This window comes from Amphritea sp., from assembly GCF_048266285.1.
GTDB lineage: Bacteria > Pseudomonadota > Gammaproteobacteria > Pseudomonadales > Balneatricaceae > Amphritea.
The window spans coordinates 1-17784 of the sequence record NZ_JBLWZV010000010.1 but is presented as its reverse complement, the minus strand read 5'-3'; the positions used below and the strand labels follow the sequence as shown (position 1 = coordinate 17784).

Here is a 17784-nt window from a genome sequence, read left to right as displayed (position 1 = left end):
TTAGGCTGACTCAGGTCAGTTAATAGGATGATCTGGCTGAAAAAATTCCCGTAACACCAAACGATTCTGATAATATTGCAAATACGATTCACTATCATTTGCATTTGCCATGAAATACACCGCACTTCTGCTTAGTTTAACCACCATGATTACCGGCTGCACCCTCTCTGATACGCCGCCGGATCAACCTTTGCTGAATAAAGCCGAACTGGGGCAACAGCTGTATTTTGATACCAACTTATCCGCCAACCGCAGTGAAAGCTGCGCCAGTTGTCATGCCCCAGAAGCAGGCTTTGTCGACCCGCGCGGCAACGCTGCCCAGGGGGCGGTATCCTTGGGTGATGATGGCCATTCATTAGGGGATCGCAACGCCCCAACGGCCGCTTATGCGATGTTCAGTCCCGATTTTCAACGCAGCGATAAAGGGGTCTATAAAGGTGGTCAATTTCATGATGGCCGCGCCAAAGACCTACAAGAACAAGCCGGCGGACCACCCACTAACCCGATTGAAATGGGTATGCCATCGGCCGCTGCATTAGTGGCACGTCTGCAAGAGAACCCGCTCTACCGGAAAAATTTCACGGTGCTTTACGGCAAGGATATTTTTAATCAACCGGATAACGCTTACAGCGCTATGACCGACAGCATCGCTGCCTTTGAACGCACCGAGCTGTTTGCTCCCTTTGATTCTAAATATGACCGTTTCTTACGCGGCGAATATCAACTCAGTCAGCAAGAAGAGCTCGGTCGCACACTGTTTTTCTCGCAACAGTTTACCAACTGCAACCAGTGCCACCAGCTAAAAACCAGCCAGCGAGCTGAAGGTGAAACCTTCAGTAATTATGAATACCACAATATCGGTGTGCCGATTAACCACGCGGCTCGGGCAGTCAATGGTATTGCCAGTGATCATATCGACCGGGGATTACTGGAAAACCCCGCCGTTTCCGATCCAGCTCAAGCGGGTAAATTTAAAGTACCGACACTGCGCAATGTCGCCGTCACCGGCCCCTATATGCATAACGGTGTGTTTAAAGATCTGCGAACCGTGGTGTTGTTTTACAACAAGTACAACAGCCGTAGCCGCGCCCGACAGATCAATCCGGAAACAGGACAAGCGTGGCAAGCGCCCGAAGTGAGCCAGAATTTATCCCTTAAAGAACTCGAAAGCGGCCCAGCACTGACCGATCAGCGGATCGACGCACTGGTTGCCTTTATGAAAACCCTCACCGATAAGCGCTACGAAGCCCTGCTTAACTAGCCAATCGGCCTACAACTCGCTCAACAGTGCAAAAGTCACCTAATGAGGGCCACCATCATGGCCCCCATTGCCACAAAACAGTGCGCAGAGAGTGTTAACTACCCGACGTTATCTGCTATGGTGTACCGCCTTATAAAAATAAGAGAAACGATAAGAGTGGTGCTATGACTGATTACAAACCGATTCAATGCGATCTGCATGATGGCTTTGAAATGGCCTGTATGCGTAAACTGGTCGATCAGGTGATCTGGCAGGACGACGACGGTCGTTTACAACGGGATAAACTGCGCTTTATCAACACCGATACCCGTGATGGTGCCGAATTTCTTGTTGCCGCCGACCAGAACGGCCAACAATTGCGTATCCGGCTGGACCGGATTCAATCGAGACCGCCTGGCTGCTAGCCTAGGCGGCTACACACCCACAGCGACTCAAACACTCAATCGTAGGGCTGTTTGCTCCACCAGTGAGACAATACGGTCAGTGCCTAATGCTTTATGCGGCCGTGCCGCCGATTGCAATACCACCGCCACCGTTGCCAGTTCCGGTAAGCCTAATTCTACCGGCAGACGATACAGATCTTCAGGCACACAACAAGACGCCAAGGTGGTCATCGCTTCACCCCGCCTAACCAGCTCAATCAACAATGCACAACTACCGCTAATACAGATCACTTCAAAATTACGCCCCTGCTTGCTCAAACCATCCACGGCGGTACTGTGAAATTTACAATCAGCGTCCACCAGCGCTAGCCGAAGCGGCTGATCCGGTTTCATAAAATCCGCCGTGGGTGCTACCCAAACGCCCTGATCCTGTAGTAACAGATAGCCCTCCTCGGTTTCAGGGCGACGAGTAAGAATTGTCAGATCCAACTCCCCCTGATCAATCAATGCCCTTAGTTGTGCCGACGTACCAGTGCGCACCTGTACCTGCAAACCGGGAATCTGTAGCTGGATCTCAGACAACAACTGCGGCAATACACCGGTGACATAATCATCCGGACAACCTAACATCAAAGGACGAGATCCCGTCTCTGATGACATAACCCCTAGCGCTTCATCATGCAGCTTCATAATCCGTCGTGCATAACTCAGCAGCTTTAAGCCATCATCACTCAGTTGTAGTTCACGGCCATCCTTTAGGAACAGCTTTTTATCCAGCTGCTCCTCCAACCGTTTCATCTGCATACTCACCGCCGACTGAGTACGAAACAGCTGGGCTGCAGCTCGGGTGAAGCTGCCGCTATCGACTACCGCGATAAAGCTGCGAAGCAGTTCATTGTCTAACATCAAGGGTATTGATACCTGTTATCAGATTTATTCGTTTGAGAGCGCTCACATTAAACGCCAGACTGGTCTCTAAACTAATCGACTTAGCAGAGAAAAGGAATCTAGAGATGCAACTGATTATCGGTAATCATAATTATTCAAGCTGGTCACTACGCGCGTGGCTGATGCTACGCCACTTTGATCTAGCCTTCGATACTACCCGCATCGCCCTCTTTACTCCTGGCTCTGCTGAACAGATTAAAGCCTACAATCCTGCGGGCAAAGTGCCGGTGCTGTTAGATAATGGGACAACCGTCTGGGATTCTCTCTCAATTTGTGAACATATCAGCCAGATGCACCTGCAAAATAAAGGCTGGCCAAGCGACCCGTCACTGCGCGCCCATGCCCGTAGCAGCTGTGCCGAAATGCATAGTAGCTTTATGGCACTGCGCCACGCCATGCCGATGAACTGTCGTCGCCACGTAGATAATTTTACTGTGTCGGCTGACGTTCAGCAGGATATCGAACGTATCCATACTTTATGGCGTGAAGCCCTAACCCAAAGTGGTTCAGAGCAGTTTTTATACGGAGATTTTTCCATCGCGGATGCTTTTTATGCACCGGTCGTTTTCCGCCTGACCGGCTATGGCGTGAAGTTGCCCACACAACTGCAAGCATACTGTGATCGTATGCTCGCCTTGCCTGCCTGCCAAGAATGGCTATCACTGGCACAACAGGAAAGCGAAGTGATCGAGGCAGAAGAAGTTTAAACAATCGCTGTGATAAAAAAAACGCTCCGCAGCAAAAGCTGGGGAGCGTTTTTTTCGCTAAATACCGTTATTACAAACCGTATTTATCCGCCATACCTTCCAAAGAAACAGGCACGATCTTATCCGCGTGACCCGCGGTACCGAACGCTTCATAACGAGCGATACAGATTTCACTCATCGCATCCATCGTTACCTTAAGGAATTTACGTGGATCAAATTCCGATGGATTTTGCGCCATAAAGCGACGTACCGCACCGGTAGAGGCCAGACGTAAGTCAGTATCGATATTCACTTTACGCACGCCGTGCTTAATACCTTCGACGATCTGCTCAACTGGCACACCGTAAGTTTCAGGAATCTCACCACCAAACTCATTGATAATCGCCAGCCACTCCTGCGGTACAGAAGAGGAGCCGTGCATTACCAAATGAGTACCTGGAATACGGTCATGGATCGCCTTAATACGATCGATTGCCAGGATATCGCCGGTCGGTGGGCGGGTGAACTTATAAGCACCGTGAGAAGTACCACAAGCAATCGCCAGCGCATCAACGCCAGTCTTCGCCACAAAGTCAGCCGCTTCATCAGGGTCGGTCAACATCTGGTCGTGGGACAGAGTGCCCGCTGCACCAACACCATCCTCTTCACCAGCTTGTCCGGTTTCAAGAGAACCCAAGCAACCCAATTCACCCTCAACAGAAACACCGCAAGCGTGCGCCATTTCAACAGTACGACGGGTTACATCGACGTTATATTCATAATCAGACGGAGTTTTACCATCCGCCATCAATGAACCATCCATCATGACAGAGGAGAAGCCCATCGCGATAGAACGCTGACAGATCGCCGACGTGGTGCCGTGATCCTGATGCATACAAACCGGGATATGCGGGAATTCAGCAATCGCCGCTAGAATCATATGGCGCAGGAAGTTAGACCCTGCATATTTACGCGCGCCGGCAGATGCCTGAACAATAACTGGAGAGTTAGTTTTGTCCGCCGCTTCCATAATAGCGCGCATCTGTTCCAGGTTGTTGACGTTAAACGCTGGGATACCGTAGTCGTTTTCTGCTGCGTGATCCAGCAACTGACGCATACTGATAAGAGCCATATGTTCACCTTTTTAAATTAAGCCTGTGCGGCTATAAATTCTATTTTAAGCAGCTATAAAGCCAGCTACTCAACTATAAATTGCAACTGTTTAAATCCCCTTTGCATAAAGATTAAAGCGCTCGGCTTTAATTATGCGCGGGATTCCAGCATTGCCACGGCCGGTAAAACCTTGCCTTCAACAAATTCAAGGAAAGCACCGCCGCCGGTCGAGATATAAGACACCTGATCAGCGATATTATACTTATCCACAGCGGCTAACGTGTCACCACCACCGGCAATAGAGAAGCCTTGGTTAGCCGCAATGGCCAATGACAGTGTTTTGGTACCTTCACCAAACTGATCAAACTCAAACACACCGACGGGGCCATTCCAAATAATGGTGCCGGCGCTTTTCAGTAATTCCGCCAGATTAGCCGCTGATTGTGGGCCAATATCCAAAATCATGTCATCTTCCGCCACATCATCCACCAGCTTCACGGTGGCAGTAGCGGTTTCAGCAAACTCAGTGGCCACAACAACATCGACCGGCAATGGAATATTTACTTTTTCCATCAACGCTTTAGCAGTTGGCACGAGATCATGTTCACACAATGACTTACCCACCGGCTTACCGGCGGCTGCAAGGAAGGTATTGGCGATACCACCACCCACAATCAACTGATCAACTTTCTCAGACAGTGACTCAAGCACTGTTAGTTTAGTCGAAACTTTAGAACCACCAACAATTGCTGCCATCGGGCGTGCTGGATTACCTAAGGCTTTCGCTAAGGCTTCCAGTTCACCGGCGAGTAATGGCCCGGCACAGGCAACTGCCGCAAACTGAGCAACCCCGTGGGTCGAAGCCTGCGCCCGATGAGCCGTGCCGAATGCATCCATCACGTAGATATCGCACAACGCTGCCATTTTTTTGGACAAGGCTTCATCATCTTTCTTTTCGCCGACATTAAAGCGGACGTTTTCCAGTAACACGACATCGCCTTCAGCCACATCAAAATCGCCTTCGAGCCACTCTTTAATCAGCGGAACATCGCGGCCTAACAGACCACCCAGATGACGGGCTACCGGCGCCAACGAACTGGCTTCATCATAAACGCCTTCCGTCGGACGACCCAAATGTGACATCAGCATCACCTTGGCACCCGCGTCAAGCGCAAGCTTAATAGTGGGCAGTGAAGCACGAATTCGGGCATCACTGGTCACCTGGCCATCCTTGACTGGCACATTGAGGTCTTCACGGATCAGGACACGCTTGCCCTTCAGATCCAGCTCGGTCATTTTCAATACGCTCATACTTATTCCTGCTTCTCAATACTAAAAATTTCAACAACAGCCTGTGGCAGCCTATCGCCTTCAATTACTTAATGTTTAACCAGCCTTGCGCCACATCGAGCATACGGTTGGCAAAGCCCCACTCGTTATCAAACCAACACATCAGCTTAATCATCTTGCCACCGCTGACACGAGTCTGCGTACCATCGACAATGCCTGAACGGGCATCACGATTGAAATCCACCGATGCATGGGCCTCTTCGGTATACCCCAGCAAGCCGCGCAGAGGGCCTTCGGCCGCCATCCGCAGAATCTCATTGACCTGCGCCGCCGAGGTCGACTCACTCACGTTTAAAGAGATATCCAGCAACGACACATTGATGGTCGGCACCCGCACATGCAGGGACTCAAAGCGCCCCGCCAATTCGGGCAACAGACGATCAATACCGCGATTCAAACCCGTATTCACCGGGATAATGGATTGCATAGCGCTACGGGTCAGACGCAGATCGGTCTGGTTATAACTATCAATCACCGGCTGATCGTTCATCGCCGAGTGAATCGTGGTGGTCACACCGCTGATAATGCCTAACTCTCGGTGCAATAGATTCAGTATCGGCACAATACAGTTGGTGGAACAGGAGCCCGCCGCTACGATGGTTTGATCCGCCGCTAATAGCTGCTGATTAAAGCCATAGATAATAGTGGCATCAACATCGGCTTCGGCGGGCTGAGAAAATAACAACCGTCGTGCACCACTATCGAGATGTTTCTGAGCGGTTACACGGTCGCTGAAGGAACCCGAACATTCGAGTACCAGATCAACGTCCATCTCCTGCCACGGCATCGCCTCGGGATGGGACTGGTTAAGCACCCGGATTGCGTCGCTATCGATCAATAAATCGCGGCCATTATGTTCTACCGGTAACGGAAAACGACCGTGGGTCGTATCATAACGGGTCAGGTAGGTGACCGTTTCGATATCCGATAATTCATTGATCGCGACCACTTTTAATTGATCTCGATAGCCACACTCATAGATCGCCCGCAGGACACTCTGTCCAATCCGGCCATAACCATTTATTGCAACCCGGAAAGCCATATCACCTCGTCAAACAAAAAAAGCCAACTGAATCAGCTGGCCTTTCGAACCGTCTGTTTTATAGAACAGACTTCACTTTCTCAACGACATTGTCGACGGTAAAGCCGAACAATTTAAACAGATCACCCGCTGGCGCCGACTCACCGAAGCTGGTCATACCAACAATCGCACCATCGAGACCGACATATTTATACCAATAATCCGCTTGTGCTGCTTCTACTGCTACCCGTGCCTTCACAGCGGCTGGCAGTACCGATTCACGGTAGGCCGCATCTTGTTTATCAAACAGGTCGGTACATGGCATTGACACCACACGCACCTGCTTACCTTCCGCTTCAAGAGTCGCCGCTGAATCCATCGCCAGACCCACTTCAGAACCGGTCGCGATCAGAATCGCATCGGGAGTGCCAACAGTATCTTTCAAGATGTATCCACCGCGAGCAACATTCGCCAGCTGTTCAGCGTCACGCGCCTGATGTGGTAAGTTTTGACGGGAGAAGATCATCGCGGTCGGGCCATCGGCACGCTCCAGCGCTGACTTCCAAGCGACAGCAGACTCAACCGCATCCGCTGGACGCCAAGTGCTCATATTTGGTGTATGGCGCAGGTTAGCGATCTGTTCGATCGGCTGATGGGTCGGACCATCTTCACCTAGACCAATAGAATCATGGGTATACACATGAATAGCACGGATCTTCATCAACGCCGCCATCCGCAGTGCATTACGGGCATATTCCATAAACACTAAGAAAGTTGCACCGTAAGGGATAAAACCACCGTGCAACGCGATACCGTTCATAATCGCTGACATACCAAACTCACGTACGCCGTAGAACATGTAGTTGCCGGAAGCATCATCTTTCGTGATCCCCTTGCAACCAGACCACAGTGTCAGGTTAGAACCTGCCAAATCAGCAGAACCACCTAACAACTCAGGCAACAGTGGGCCATAAGCATTCAGTGCATTCTGAGACGCTTTACGTGAAGCGATCGTTTCGCCTTTCGCTTGCAGCTCTTCGATATAGGTATCGGCTTTCTCAGAGAAGTCAGCTGGCAATTCGCCAGTATAACGACGGATCAGCTCACGGGCTTCAGCGGGGTACTCTTTGCTGTATTCGGCAAAGCGCTCTTCCCAATCATTTTCCAATACCGCGCCGCTTTCAAGGCCGTTCCACTGCTCAGCAATATCTTCAGGAATAACGAAAGGTTCGTATTCCCAACCCAGCTGTTTGCGAGCCAAGGCGATCTCATCATCACCCAGCGGCGCACCGTGACAATCTTCTTTACCCTGTTTGTTAGGCGAACCAAATCCGATAATAGTTTTGCAGCAGATCAGAGTAGGCTGATCTTCATTATCCTGTGCCGCTTCGATGGCAGCTTTAATCTGTTCAGCGTCGTGACCATCAACATTCGGAATAACGTGCCAGCCATAAGCTTCAAAACGCTTCGGCGTATCATCGGTAAACCAACCCTCAACCTCACCATCGATAGAGATGCCGTTGTCATCGTAGAAGGCGATCAACTTACCTAAACCTAAAGTACCGGCCAGTGAGCAAGACTCGTGGGAGATACCCTCCATCAAACAGCCATCGCCAAGGAAGGCATAGGTGTGGTGATCGATAATCTCATGGCCTTCACGGTTAAACTGCGCCGCCAAGGATTTTTCGGCAATCGCAAAACCGACCGCATTGGTAATACCCTGACCCAGTGGGCCAGTCGTGGTTTCAACACCCGGTGCATAACCGTATTCCGGGTGACCAGCGGTTTTTGAATGCAGTTGACGGAAGTTTTTCAGATCATCGATGGACAGATCATAACCGGTCAGGTGCAGCAGGCTATAAATCAACATAGAGCCGTGACCGTTCGACAGAACAAAACGGTCGCGATCCAGCCAATGCGGATTCGCCGGGTTGTGTTTCAGGAAATCATTCCATAGTACTTCAGCGATATCAGCCATTCCCATCGGCGCACCAGGGTGACCAGATTTAGCCTTTTGGACAGCATCCATACTGAGGGCACGAATTGCATTGGCAAGTTCTCTACGCGAGGACATTCATTCACTCCAGGGCCGAAGAAGCCCAAGTTGAGATTAAAAAGTGTTTTGATGCAGAGCCATCATCTCTTATCGAAGAGCTGAGGTTGGGCACCGATGAAAAATAGGCCGCTATTTTCTCGTAACCGTCCGTCAGCTTCAAACCTATTTCAGAGAAATTTAATGAAAATGAGCCGTTTTCATCTAAAAAAGTAAAAAAATCATCTAAAACAGGAACGCCGGCCATGCAATCAGGCCTCAACACGATTAAAATAGCGTTCATTCTTATACCCGGGCCATCGGTCCGATGCCATACATAATTCTCATAAGCTAGGATTGAAGACGCGTAATGAGCGAATACAGCCTGTTTACTTCGGAATCTGTTTCCGAAGGTCATCCTGACAAGATCGCCGATCAGATCTCTGACGCGGTTCTTGATGCAATTATTGCTGAAGATAAATACGCCCGTGTGGCATGCGAAACCATGGTTAAAACCGGTGTCGCGATTGTCTCTGGCGAGATCACCACGTCAGCGTGGGTCGATCTAGAAGCGCTCGTTCGTGGCGTTATCTGCGATATCGGTTACACCTCGTCCGACGTTGGCTATGACGGTGCGACCTGCGGTGTTCTTAACATCATCGGCAAGCAGTCACCGGATATCAACCAAGGTGTTGACCGCGCCAACCCGGAAGATCAGGGTGCCGGCGATCAGGGCTTGATGTTTGGTTATGCCAGCAACGAAACCGATGTGCTGATGCCCGCGCCAATCTGCTACGCTCACCGTCTAGTTGAACGTCAGGCCGAAGCGCGTAAGTCGGGCCTGTTGCCATGGTTACGCCCGGATGCCAAGAGTCAGGTAACGTTCCGTTATGAGAACGGCCAGCCAGTCGGCATCGATGCGGTTGTACTGTCCACACAACACAATCCAGAAGTCTCCATGGCGGATCTGCAAGAAGCCGTGATGGAGCTGATCATCAAGCATACCCTGCCCGCTGAGTGGATCGACAAAAGCACTAAGTTCCACATCAACCCAACCGGCAACTTCGTTATCGGCGGACCTGTGGGCGACTGTGGTCTGACGGGTCGTAAGATTATCGTTGATACCTACGGCGGCATGGCCCGTCATGGTGGCGGCGCATTCTCCGGCAAAGACCCATCCAAAGTTGACCGTTCAGCGGCTTACGCAGGACGCTACGTGGCTAAGAATATCGTTGCCGCGGGTTTAGCTGACAAGTGTGAGATCCAAGTCTCTTACGCTATCGGTGTAGCAGAGCCAACCTCCGTATCGATCAACACTTTCGGTACTGGCAAAATTTCTGACGCGAAAATCATCGAACTGGTCAACAACCACTTCGATCTGCGGCCACATGCGATTACCCGGATGCTAGATCTGCTACACCCAATGTATCGCCCAACTGCGGCTTACGGTCACTTCGGTCATAACCCTTATGAGATGACATCCGGTAACGAAACCTTTACCGCTTACTCTTGGGAAAAAACCGATAAAGCCGACGAACTGCGCGCAGCAGCCGGTCTGTAGGTATTGCTTTAAAGGCTTATCGCGATTGTTAATAGCGCTAATCAAAAAAGGGCGGAGTATTTATTTACTCTGCCCTTTTTTATGTTCTTCATTTAAGCATTCATCTTTATGATGCCGAATGATGCCGACAGCGCAAAAACCACCCCAAAACACCTCATTCGACTCGACACCGAGCGCCACAATGGCCTTCAGCATCAATATCCCGCTAACTGATCTCTTTTCTCCGTGGCATAATAGCGCCTTAAACCGCAGATCTGATTGATATACACATGAGAATTCCACGTTTTTATGAGCCTCAAGCTATCACCGAAGGCAGTGAACTTTGCCTCAGCGATAGCGTCGTTCAGCATGTCTGTCGGGCACTGCGTATGCGCCCCGGCGATTCACTCGCGCTGTTTAATGGCGATGGCTTTGAATATACCGCCGAACTGACTGAAGTAGCTAAACGCAACGCCACTGCCCGTATCACTCAAGCATCACAGCCACACCGAGTATCACCGTTAAAGGTGACGATTGGCCAAGCGGTCTCCCGCGGCGAACGGATGGATTATGCGGTACAGAAAGCCACCGAACTCGGCATGAATCAGTTGGTGCCCCTGTTTACCGAACGCTGCGAGGTACGCTTAAACAGCGAACGTCAAGACAAACGCCGGCAGCATTGGCAACAGGTGGCCGTCAGCGCGTGCGAACAGAGCCTGCGCTGCGATATACCTGAAATCGGCGAGCCCCAATCCCTAAATGACTGGATCAATACAGTTGAAGCCGATTTAAAATTGGTGCTACATCACCATACCGAACAGCCCCTAGGCGATTTCACCAAACCAAGCTCTATTGCTCTACTCATTGGGCCTGAGGGCGGATTAAGTGAACCCGAAGTGGAACTCGCGCTAGCAAATGGGTTCAAACCCGTAGCCTTTGGTCCTCGAGTATTTCGTACTGAAACCGCTCCGGTGGCGGCCCTTTCGGTATTACAATACCTCTGGGGCGACCTAGGCTAAGCTGAACCAACCATAGTAAGGCTGGTGATGACCGGAACAGGCGGGTAGAATCCTTCTACATTAACGACAGCTAATTTATAGATAAACAAGGCGCATCAATGACAGTTAAAATCGGCATTGTGATGGATCCCATCGAGTCCATCAGCTTCAAAAAAGACAGCTCTCTCGCCATGCTTTGGGCCGCTCAAAGCAAAGGCTGGGAGATCTGGTACATGGAGCAGAAAGATCTTTATCTGCGTGATGGCAAGGTATTGGCGAAAATGGCACCGATGACCGTCGACATGAACCCAGATAAATGGTTCGATCGTGGTGAATATCAAGTGCAGGAAGTAAGTACTCTCGATGCCGTGCTGATGCGTAAAGATCCGCCCTTCGATAATGAGTTTATCTATTCAACCCACCTCCTCGAAATGGCCGCGATGCAGGGCAACACCCTGATGGTCAACCGACCTCAGGCGCTGCGGGATTATAACGAGAAAATCTTTGCGACCCATTTTCCACAATGCTGCCCACCGGTACTGGTTACCCGTCGTGACGACCTGCTGCGCGAATTCCATGCGGAATTCAAAGATGTCATCTTCAAACCTCTCGATGGTATGGGAGGCACCTCTATATTCCGCATTCAGGAAGAGGGCGTTAACCTAGGGGTGATTATCGAAACCCTAACCAAGTTCGGCACCGAGACTATTATGGCGCAGCAATATCTGCCTCAAATTGTCGATGGCGATAAACGTATCTTGATGATCGATGGCGAGCCGGTACCTTATGGTCTCTCGCGTATTCCAACCAATGGCGAAACCCGAGGCAACTTAGCCGCCGGTGGCCGAGGCGAAGGCCGCCCTCTTACCGAACGGGAACTATGGATCGCGGCACAGGTAGGACCCACACTGAAAGCACAGGGCATTTTATTTGCCGGGTTGGATGTCATTGGTGATTACCTCACCGAAGTCAATGTCACCAGCCCAACCTGTATCCGCGAACTGGATAATCAATTCGGTTTAGATATCGGGATGCAATTAATGGATGTTATTGAAGAAAAACTTAAGCAGCGCCATGCATAATCACGCCCTTAACTCCCTGCCTGTTAGGCACTTCAGATGAGCCAAGCCGTCGCCGCTGTTTCCGCAGCCGACCGCCTCGGCTTTACTCTGTTTTTAGCCGTAGCGGTGCATGCCGCCGCTATTCTTGGCATTGGCTTTGCCATCACGCCCAAAGTGCCTCCGGCTCAGACGCTGGAAATCACCTTGGCGCAGTTCAAAAGCGACAAACCGCCGGAAGAGGCGGATTTTCTCGCTCAGGTTGACCAGCAGGGCAGCGGCCAGCTTGACAAGAAAGCGCTGCCATCTACCCGTGAACAGGCCGACTTTCAACATCAAGATATTCAAGAAACCGCCGCGCTGCAACCACTGACAGAACCCGCGCAGATGGTGCCGCTTCCCACCCCGGCGAAAGCCCCGGCCCCAGCGGATATTGCCGAAAGCGTTGAGCAAAACATTAACAGTGCGCCGGAACAGCAGGTGATTATCACCCACGCTAAACAAGATAAAAAACGCTCTACCCTATTGGAGCAGCGCCATAAATCGGCACCACCCCCTCCGCCGCCCGGCAGCTCTCAGTCACTGCTATCCCGCAGCCTTGAGATCGCCAGCCTTCAAGCACAGTTAGATTTTGAGCGGCAGACATACGCCAAGCGTCCACGGGTGAAACGACTGACTTCAGCGGCCACCAAAAGCCATAACGATGCCGTTTATCTGGCCAACTGGCGACGTAAAATTGAATCGGTGGGCAACCTGAACTACCCCAAAGAAGCTCAAATGAATCAGCTGTACGGCAGCTTACGGATGATGGTTAGCGTGTTGCCCGATGGTAGCGTCAAAGATATTCGTATTTTACACTCATCCGGCAACAAGGTACTCGATGATGCCGCCGTGCGGATCGTGCAACTGGCCGCACCGTTCCAAAAATTTCCTATTGAGATGCGCAAAAATACCGATGTCTTGGAGATTATCCGTACCTGGAAGTTTGAGAAATCGACCCGGGTATACTAAAACCTTACTAAACTGAGCATAACAGACCTGATGACTTACTCACCGTCTGCACAACTCAAGGGCAGGTATTCATTATGACAACAGAGGCCTCTTCACTCTACCTGCCCGGCAGCCTGCAGGGGCATTTCCTATTCTCTATGCCCCACTTAGACGATCCGGGCTTCGCCCAGAGCCTGATCTATATCTGCGAGCACAACGAATCCGGGGCGATGGGGATTGTCATTAACCGGCCCACCGAGATGAACCTCAACGAGCTATTCCAACTACTCGAACTCAACCATAATGCACCCGCCAACATTACTGTGTATGCCGGCGGACCAGTACAGAGTGATCGCGGTTTTATTCTCCATAGTCCCACCATAGCGAAATGGGATTCCAGCTATAAAATCACCGCAGATGTGACCCTTACCACCTCGGTAGATATTCTCCGAGCAGTCAGTGAAAACCATGGACCAGACGCCTTTCTGGTGGCCCTTGGCTATGCGGGGTGGGGTCCAGGTCAATTAGAACAAGAATTGTCTGCCAATGCATGGTTAAGTTGCCCGGCTAATTTAGATATAATGTTCCGCACTCCGGCCGAGGAACGACTTCAGGCGGCAGCGGCAACGATGGGGATTAATCTTAATCTATTAACCTCCCAAAGCGGCCATGCCTAATCAGCTTCCTCGCCATTCACCCACTCAAAGAAGCGGAATGATCACACTCTCAGGTCCAGTAATAGGCTTTGATTTCGGCACCACCCGGATTGGCATTGCCGCCGGTCAGGCGATCACCGGCACAGCCACCCCCTTAGCGCCGATCAGCGCCCGCGATGGCATTCCCGACTGGCATGTGATTGAAGTACTTATCACCGAATGGCAGGCCGCTGCCATTGTTGTCGGCATCCCTCTGAATATGGATGGTAGTATCAGCGATATGTCTCGCCGGGCACGAAAATTCGCCAACCGTCTCAAAGAACGCTGCCAACTCCCCTGCTATCTGATCGATGAGCGGCTCACGACTCGTGAAGCCAAACAGATCAGTCTGTCTCGGGGCGGCAGCAGTAATTTTAAAGAAAATTCCGTTGACGGCATTGCCGCTCAACTGATTCTGGAAAGCTGGTTTGAATCAGACCAACTGATATCCAGTGAAACCCGACTGGAGGACCTTTATGGTATCGGGCGTAATTAAAGTCGATCACCTGTTAACTAAAATGGCGACCGAGCTAACCACCCTCATCAAGGCGCGACAACTTGATGATCCGATGATGATCGGCATCCGCACCGGCGGCGTTTGGCTAGCGGAACACCTACATCAGCAACTCAACCTCGACAGTCCGCTAGGCACCTTGGATATATCATTCTACCGGGATGATTTTACCCGCGTCGGCTTGAACCCCAAAGTACAGCCCTCGGCCCTGCCTAGTGCGACTGAAGACCGCCATATCATTCTGGTTGATGATGTCATTATGAGCGGCCGAACCATTCGTGCCGCCATGAATGAGCTGTTTGATTATGGCCGTCCAGCATCCATCACACTGGTAACCCTACTCGATCTAAATCGGCGAGAGCTACCGATTCAGGCGGATGTCACCGGCGACACGCTGCTATTAGCCGATGATGAGCAGGTCAAACTCACCGGGCCGGAGCCGCTGGCACTGGAAATCCGCAAGAAAGCTAACTTATAACCCATCGTCGGAATCTGCCATGTTTGTACAACAAGATCCCAATCTGATCCAGCTTAACAGCGCCGGTCAGTTGAAACACTTTCTGACCACCGAAGGGCTAAGTCGGGAGATGCTAACCGAGATTCTCGATACCGCCGACTCCTTTGTGGATATGAACGCACAGCAGGTTAAAAAAGTGCCGTTGCTGCGAGGCAAAACCGTTGTTAACCTGTTTTTCGAGGCCAGCACCCGCACCGCCAGCACCTTTGAGCTGGCGGCTAAGCGTCTATCTGCCGATGTGCTTAACCTGAATATTAAAACGTCATCAACCTCTAAGGGCGAAACCCTCAAAGACACCCTAATGACGATGGAAGCGATGCACTCCGATATGTTTGTCGTGCGTCACTCAGACAGCGGCGCTGCCCACTACATCGCTAGCAATGTTACCCCCCATGTGGCGGTGATTAATGCCGGCGATGGACGTCATGCCCATCCGACCCAAGCGATGCTAGACATGCTAACCATTCGCCAGCATAAAGGCGCTTTTGAACCGCTTAAAGTAGCGATCGTCGGCGATATCCTCCACTCTAGGGTAGCCCGATCACAGATTCATGCATTGCGTACCTTAGGCGCGGCTGAAGTACGTGTGATTGCGCCGACCACCCTGCTCCCCCGACATATCGAAGCACTCGGCGTTACCGTGTTCACCGATATGAAACAGGGCCTCAAGGATGTCGATGTGGTAATGATGCTGCGGCTGCAGAAAGAGCGCATGCAGAGCGCTTTACTGCCCAGCGAATCAGAATTCTATACCCTTTACGGTCTCACTGAAGAGAAGCTAAAGCTCACCCACCCCGATTCAATTGTCATGCATCCAGGACCCATTAACCGTGGCGTTGAGATCGAAACCTCCGTTGCGGACGGCCCCAAATCGATGATATTGAAACAGGTAACCAATGGTATTGCCGTGCGCATGGCGGTTATGTCGATGGCGATGGGCGGACAGATGACAGAACATCAGGCCCGCCGGGAGAGTGAGTAACGTTATGAGTATCAATATTGCAATCAAGAATGGCCGGGTCATCGACCCTGCTAACAAGATCGATACGATCACCGACCTGTTTATCAGCGATGGCAAGATCGCCGCCTTAGGCCAAGCCCCAGACGGCTTTGTCGCAGACCAACAGATCGATGCCCGTAATCTGGTCGTCAGCCCAGGACTGATCGACCTGTGCGCGAACCTGCGCGAACCCGGCTACAGCCGTAAAGGCACAATCGCTAGCGAAACGGCTGCGGCTGCAGCTGGCGGGATTACCACCCTCTGCATGCCACCACTGACCAAACCGATCGCGGATAACTCAGCGGTAATTGATCTCATCGAAGATCTAGCCAAGCAAGCGGGTAATGCCCGAGTACTGCCGATGGGTGCCCTGACTCAGGAACTGAAAGGCGAACAACTTAGCCCGATGTATGGCCTAAGTAAGTCCGGCTGTATCGGCTTTACCAACGCTCGGCAGCCGATCCGTAGCTCGCTGACACTGGTGCGCTGCCTAGAATACGCAGCTACCCACGATCTGTTGGTGATTTTCCAGCCAATGGACGCTGACCTAGCCGCCGGCGGCACCATGCACGATGATATCACCTGCACCCGGCTGGGCCTGAGCGGCATTCCAGAAAGCGCTGAAACCATCGAAGTGGCCCGTTGTCTGTTACTGGTTGAACAAACCGGCGTGAAGGCGCACTTTGGTCAACTATCCTGCGAACGTTCCGTCAAAATGGTCATGGATGCCCGCGATAGAGGACTGCGAGTAACCGCGGATATTGCCATCCAGAATTTGCTACTGACCGATGAAAACGTCAATGGCTTCGACCCGAGCTTCCACCTGATTCCACCACTTCGCAGCCAACTTGATCGCGCCGGTTTGCGCCACGCGCTAGTCACCGATGGCTTTCAGGCGATCTGTTCCGACCACCAGCCCCATGAATTAGCTGCTAAGCAAGCACCTTTTGCCGCAACCGAACCGGGCATGACAGGGCTTGAGACGCTGCTGTCGCTGTCGTTAATGCTGGTACAGCAAGAGCTTATCTCTCTGCCGCAAATGCTGGCTAAGCTAACCTCAGGGCCTGCCAGCGTGCTAGGTATTGAACTAGGGACACTCTCAGTCGGAAGTACGGCGGATATCTGCATCTTCGATCCACAACAGGAGTGGATGCTGACCGATGAAAATCGCCGCTCGGCAGGGGCAAATACGCCATTTATGAATTTTCCACTGAAAGGCGTCGTACGCTACACCCTTTTGGATGGTGCGCTGGTGTTTCAACAATAGTTTCAATAATCACTTCACAATAGCAACTGGCATAGTCGCAGCTGATAGTTCGACAAATGCCAGACATAAAAATGTATGGTTCCCCTCATGATTGCAACATAGATTTGTGATCGTGAGGTGGTTTTGCGCTAATGTATTCGGAGTCTTAAGTTGGGAAGCTTTTATTCCCGCTCCACGATGAGCATCCGCGCCAGATAGCCCTTAAAAAAGCCGACAGCTTATAACAGCTGTTTTTTATGACAGGTTTACTACCCAGACGGTCAACCGTTTTCATCATCACGCTCTATTATTGCAAACCCAATTAAACTTGTTGCACCTGATAAGGCTCATTCTTACTTAAAATGGCATAGGCTATTCTCGATAGCTTATTCGCTAAGGCAATGCACACTGTATTAAATGATTTTTTTGCGC

At 51.2% G+C, this 17784-nt stretch carries 19 protein-coding genes; 12 read left to right on the top strand and 7 right to left on the bottom strand.

Annotated features, from left to right (window positions below; genetic code table 11):
- The first annotated feature begins 109 nt into the window (after window positions 1-109).
- A complete protein-coding gene (locus ACN0T0_RS12175) occupies window positions 110-1261 on the top strand; it encodes a cytochrome-c peroxidase (RefSeq protein ID WP_417226438.1) in 1152 nt (383 codons plus the stop codon).
- Between the two features lie 164 nt (window positions 1262-1425).
- The gene (locus ACN0T0_RS12170) at window positions 1426-1665 is read left to right on the top strand and encodes a Rho-binding antiterminator (protein WP_417226436.1); all 240 of its coding nucleotides are present in this window, start codon (window positions 1426-1428) and stop codon (window positions 1663-1665) included.
- Window positions 1666-1692: 27 nt separating this feature from the next.
- Here the strand turns inward: ACN0T0_RS12170 and ACN0T0_RS12165 are convergent, their stop codons facing one another.
- The gene (locus tag ACN0T0_RS12165) at window positions 1693-2550 is read right to left on the bottom strand and encodes a LysR family transcriptional regulator (RefSeq protein ID WP_417226434.1); all 858 of its coding nucleotides are present in this window, start codon (window positions 2548-2550) and stop codon (window positions 1693-1695) included.
- A 107-nt stretch (window positions 2551-2657) separates the two neighbouring features.
- Here ACN0T0_RS12165 and ACN0T0_RS12160 point away from each other — a divergent pair, with 107 nt between their 5' ends.
- On the top strand, window positions 2658-3299 hold the full coding sequence (locus tag ACN0T0_RS12160) for a glutathione S-transferase family protein (protein WP_417226432.1): 642 nt from the start codon (window positions 2658-2660) through the stop codon (window positions 3297-3299).
- 70 nt (window positions 3300-3369) lie between these two features.
- Here ACN0T0_RS12160 and fba read toward each other — a convergent pair whose 3' ends face one another.
- The 5 genes from fba to ACN0T0_RS12135 all read right to left on the bottom strand — a co-directional run bounded on the left by fba (window position 3370) and on the right by ACN0T0_RS12135 (window position 9098).
- Window positions 3370-4410 (bottom strand): class II fructose-bisphosphate aldolase, encoded by a 1041-nt coding sequence (gene fba / locus ACN0T0_RS12155; protein WP_417226430.1) that lies wholly within the window; start codon window positions 4408-4410, stop codon window positions 3370-3372.
- 131 nt (window positions 4411-4541) lie between these two features.
- Window positions 4542-5702, bottom strand: coding sequence for a phosphoglycerate kinase (locus ACN0T0_RS12150; protein ID WP_417226428.1), 1161 nt, complete (start codon window positions 5700-5702; stop codon window positions 4542-4544).
- A gap of 64 nt (window positions 5703-5766) precedes the next feature.
- The gene (locus ACN0T0_RS12145; RefSeq protein WP_417226426.1) at window positions 5767-6783 is read right to left on the bottom strand and encodes a type I glyceraldehyde-3-phosphate dehydrogenase; all 1017 of its coding nucleotides are present in this window, start codon (window positions 6781-6783) and stop codon (window positions 5767-5769) included.
- 58 nt (window positions 6784-6841) lie between these two features.
- Window positions 6842-8836, bottom strand: a complete 1995-nt coding sequence (gene tkt, locus ACN0T0_RS12140; RefSeq protein WP_417226424.1) for a transketolase — start codon at window positions 8834-8836, stop codon at window positions 6842-6844.
- Between the two features lie 4 nt (window positions 8837-8840).
- Entirely contained in the window at window positions 8841-9098 is a 258-nt protein-coding gene (locus ACN0T0_RS12135) for a hypothetical protein (protein WP_417226422.1), read from the bottom strand.
- Between the two features lie 66 nt (window positions 9099-9164).
- Between ACN0T0_RS12135 and metK the strand changes: the two genes are divergently transcribed.
- A complete protein-coding gene (metK, locus tag ACN0T0_RS12130) occupies window positions 9165-10355 on the top strand; it encodes a methionine adenosyltransferase (RefSeq protein WP_417226421.1) in 1191 nt (396 codons plus the stop codon).
- 60 nt (window positions 10356-10415) lie between these two features.
- Here the strand turns inward: metK and ACN0T0_RS12125 are convergent, their stop codons facing one another.
- A complete protein-coding gene (locus tag ACN0T0_RS12125; protein ID WP_417226420.1) occupies window positions 10416-10550 on the bottom strand; it encodes a hypothetical protein in 135 nt (44 codons plus the stop codon).
- A gap of 74 nt (window positions 10551-10624) precedes the next feature.
- Here ACN0T0_RS12125 and ACN0T0_RS12120 point away from each other — a divergent pair, with 74 nt between their 5' ends.
- From ACN0T0_RS12120 to ACN0T0_RS12085, 8 genes are all read left to right on the top strand, one after another.
- Window positions 10625-11353: a 16S rRNA (uracil(1498)-N(3))-methyltransferase gene (locus tag ACN0T0_RS12120; protein ID WP_417226418.1), complete on the top strand. Its 729-nt coding sequence runs from the start codon at window positions 10625-10627 to the stop codon at window positions 11351-11353.
- A 98-nt stretch (window positions 11354-11451) separates the two neighbouring features.
- Entirely contained in the window at window positions 11452-12414 is a 963-nt protein-coding gene (gshB, locus tag ACN0T0_RS12115) for a glutathione synthase (protein ID WP_417226417.1), read from the top strand.
- A 36-nt stretch (window positions 12415-12450) separates the two neighbouring features.
- The gene (locus ACN0T0_RS12110; RefSeq protein ID WP_417226415.1) at window positions 12451-13401 is read left to right on the top strand and encodes an energy transducer TonB; all 951 of its coding nucleotides are present in this window, start codon (window positions 12451-12453) and stop codon (window positions 13399-13401) included.
- Window positions 13402-13475: 74 nt separating this feature from the next.
- A complete protein-coding gene (locus ACN0T0_RS12105; protein ID WP_417226413.1) occupies window positions 13476-14057 on the top strand; it encodes a YqgE/AlgH family protein in 582 nt (193 codons plus the stop codon).
- Between the two features lie 37 nt (window positions 14058-14094).
- Window positions 14095-14571: a Holliday junction resolvase RuvX gene (ruvX, locus tag ACN0T0_RS12100; protein WP_417226411.1), complete on the top strand. Its 477-nt coding sequence runs from the start codon at window positions 14095-14097 to the stop codon at window positions 14569-14571.
- On the top strand, window positions 14552-15067 hold the full coding sequence (gene pyrR, locus ACN0T0_RS12095; RefSeq protein ID WP_417226409.1) for a bifunctional pyr operon transcriptional regulator/uracil phosphoribosyltransferase PyrR: 516 nt from the start codon (window positions 14552-14554) through the stop codon (window positions 15065-15067). The genes ruvX and pyrR overlap by 20 nt, the downstream gene beginning before the upstream one ends.
- 19 nt (window positions 15068-15086) lie before the next feature.
- On the top strand, window positions 15087-16088 hold the full coding sequence (locus ACN0T0_RS12090; RefSeq protein WP_417226407.1) for an aspartate carbamoyltransferase catalytic subunit: 1002 nt from the start codon (window positions 15087-15089) through the stop codon (window positions 16086-16088).
- A 4-nt stretch (window positions 16089-16092) separates the two neighbouring features.
- On the top strand, window positions 16093-17373 hold the full coding sequence (locus tag ACN0T0_RS12085; protein ID WP_417226405.1) for a dihydroorotase: 1281 nt from the start codon (window positions 16093-16095) through the stop codon (window positions 17371-17373).
- The last annotated feature ends 411 nt before the right edge of the window (window positions 17374-17784 follow it).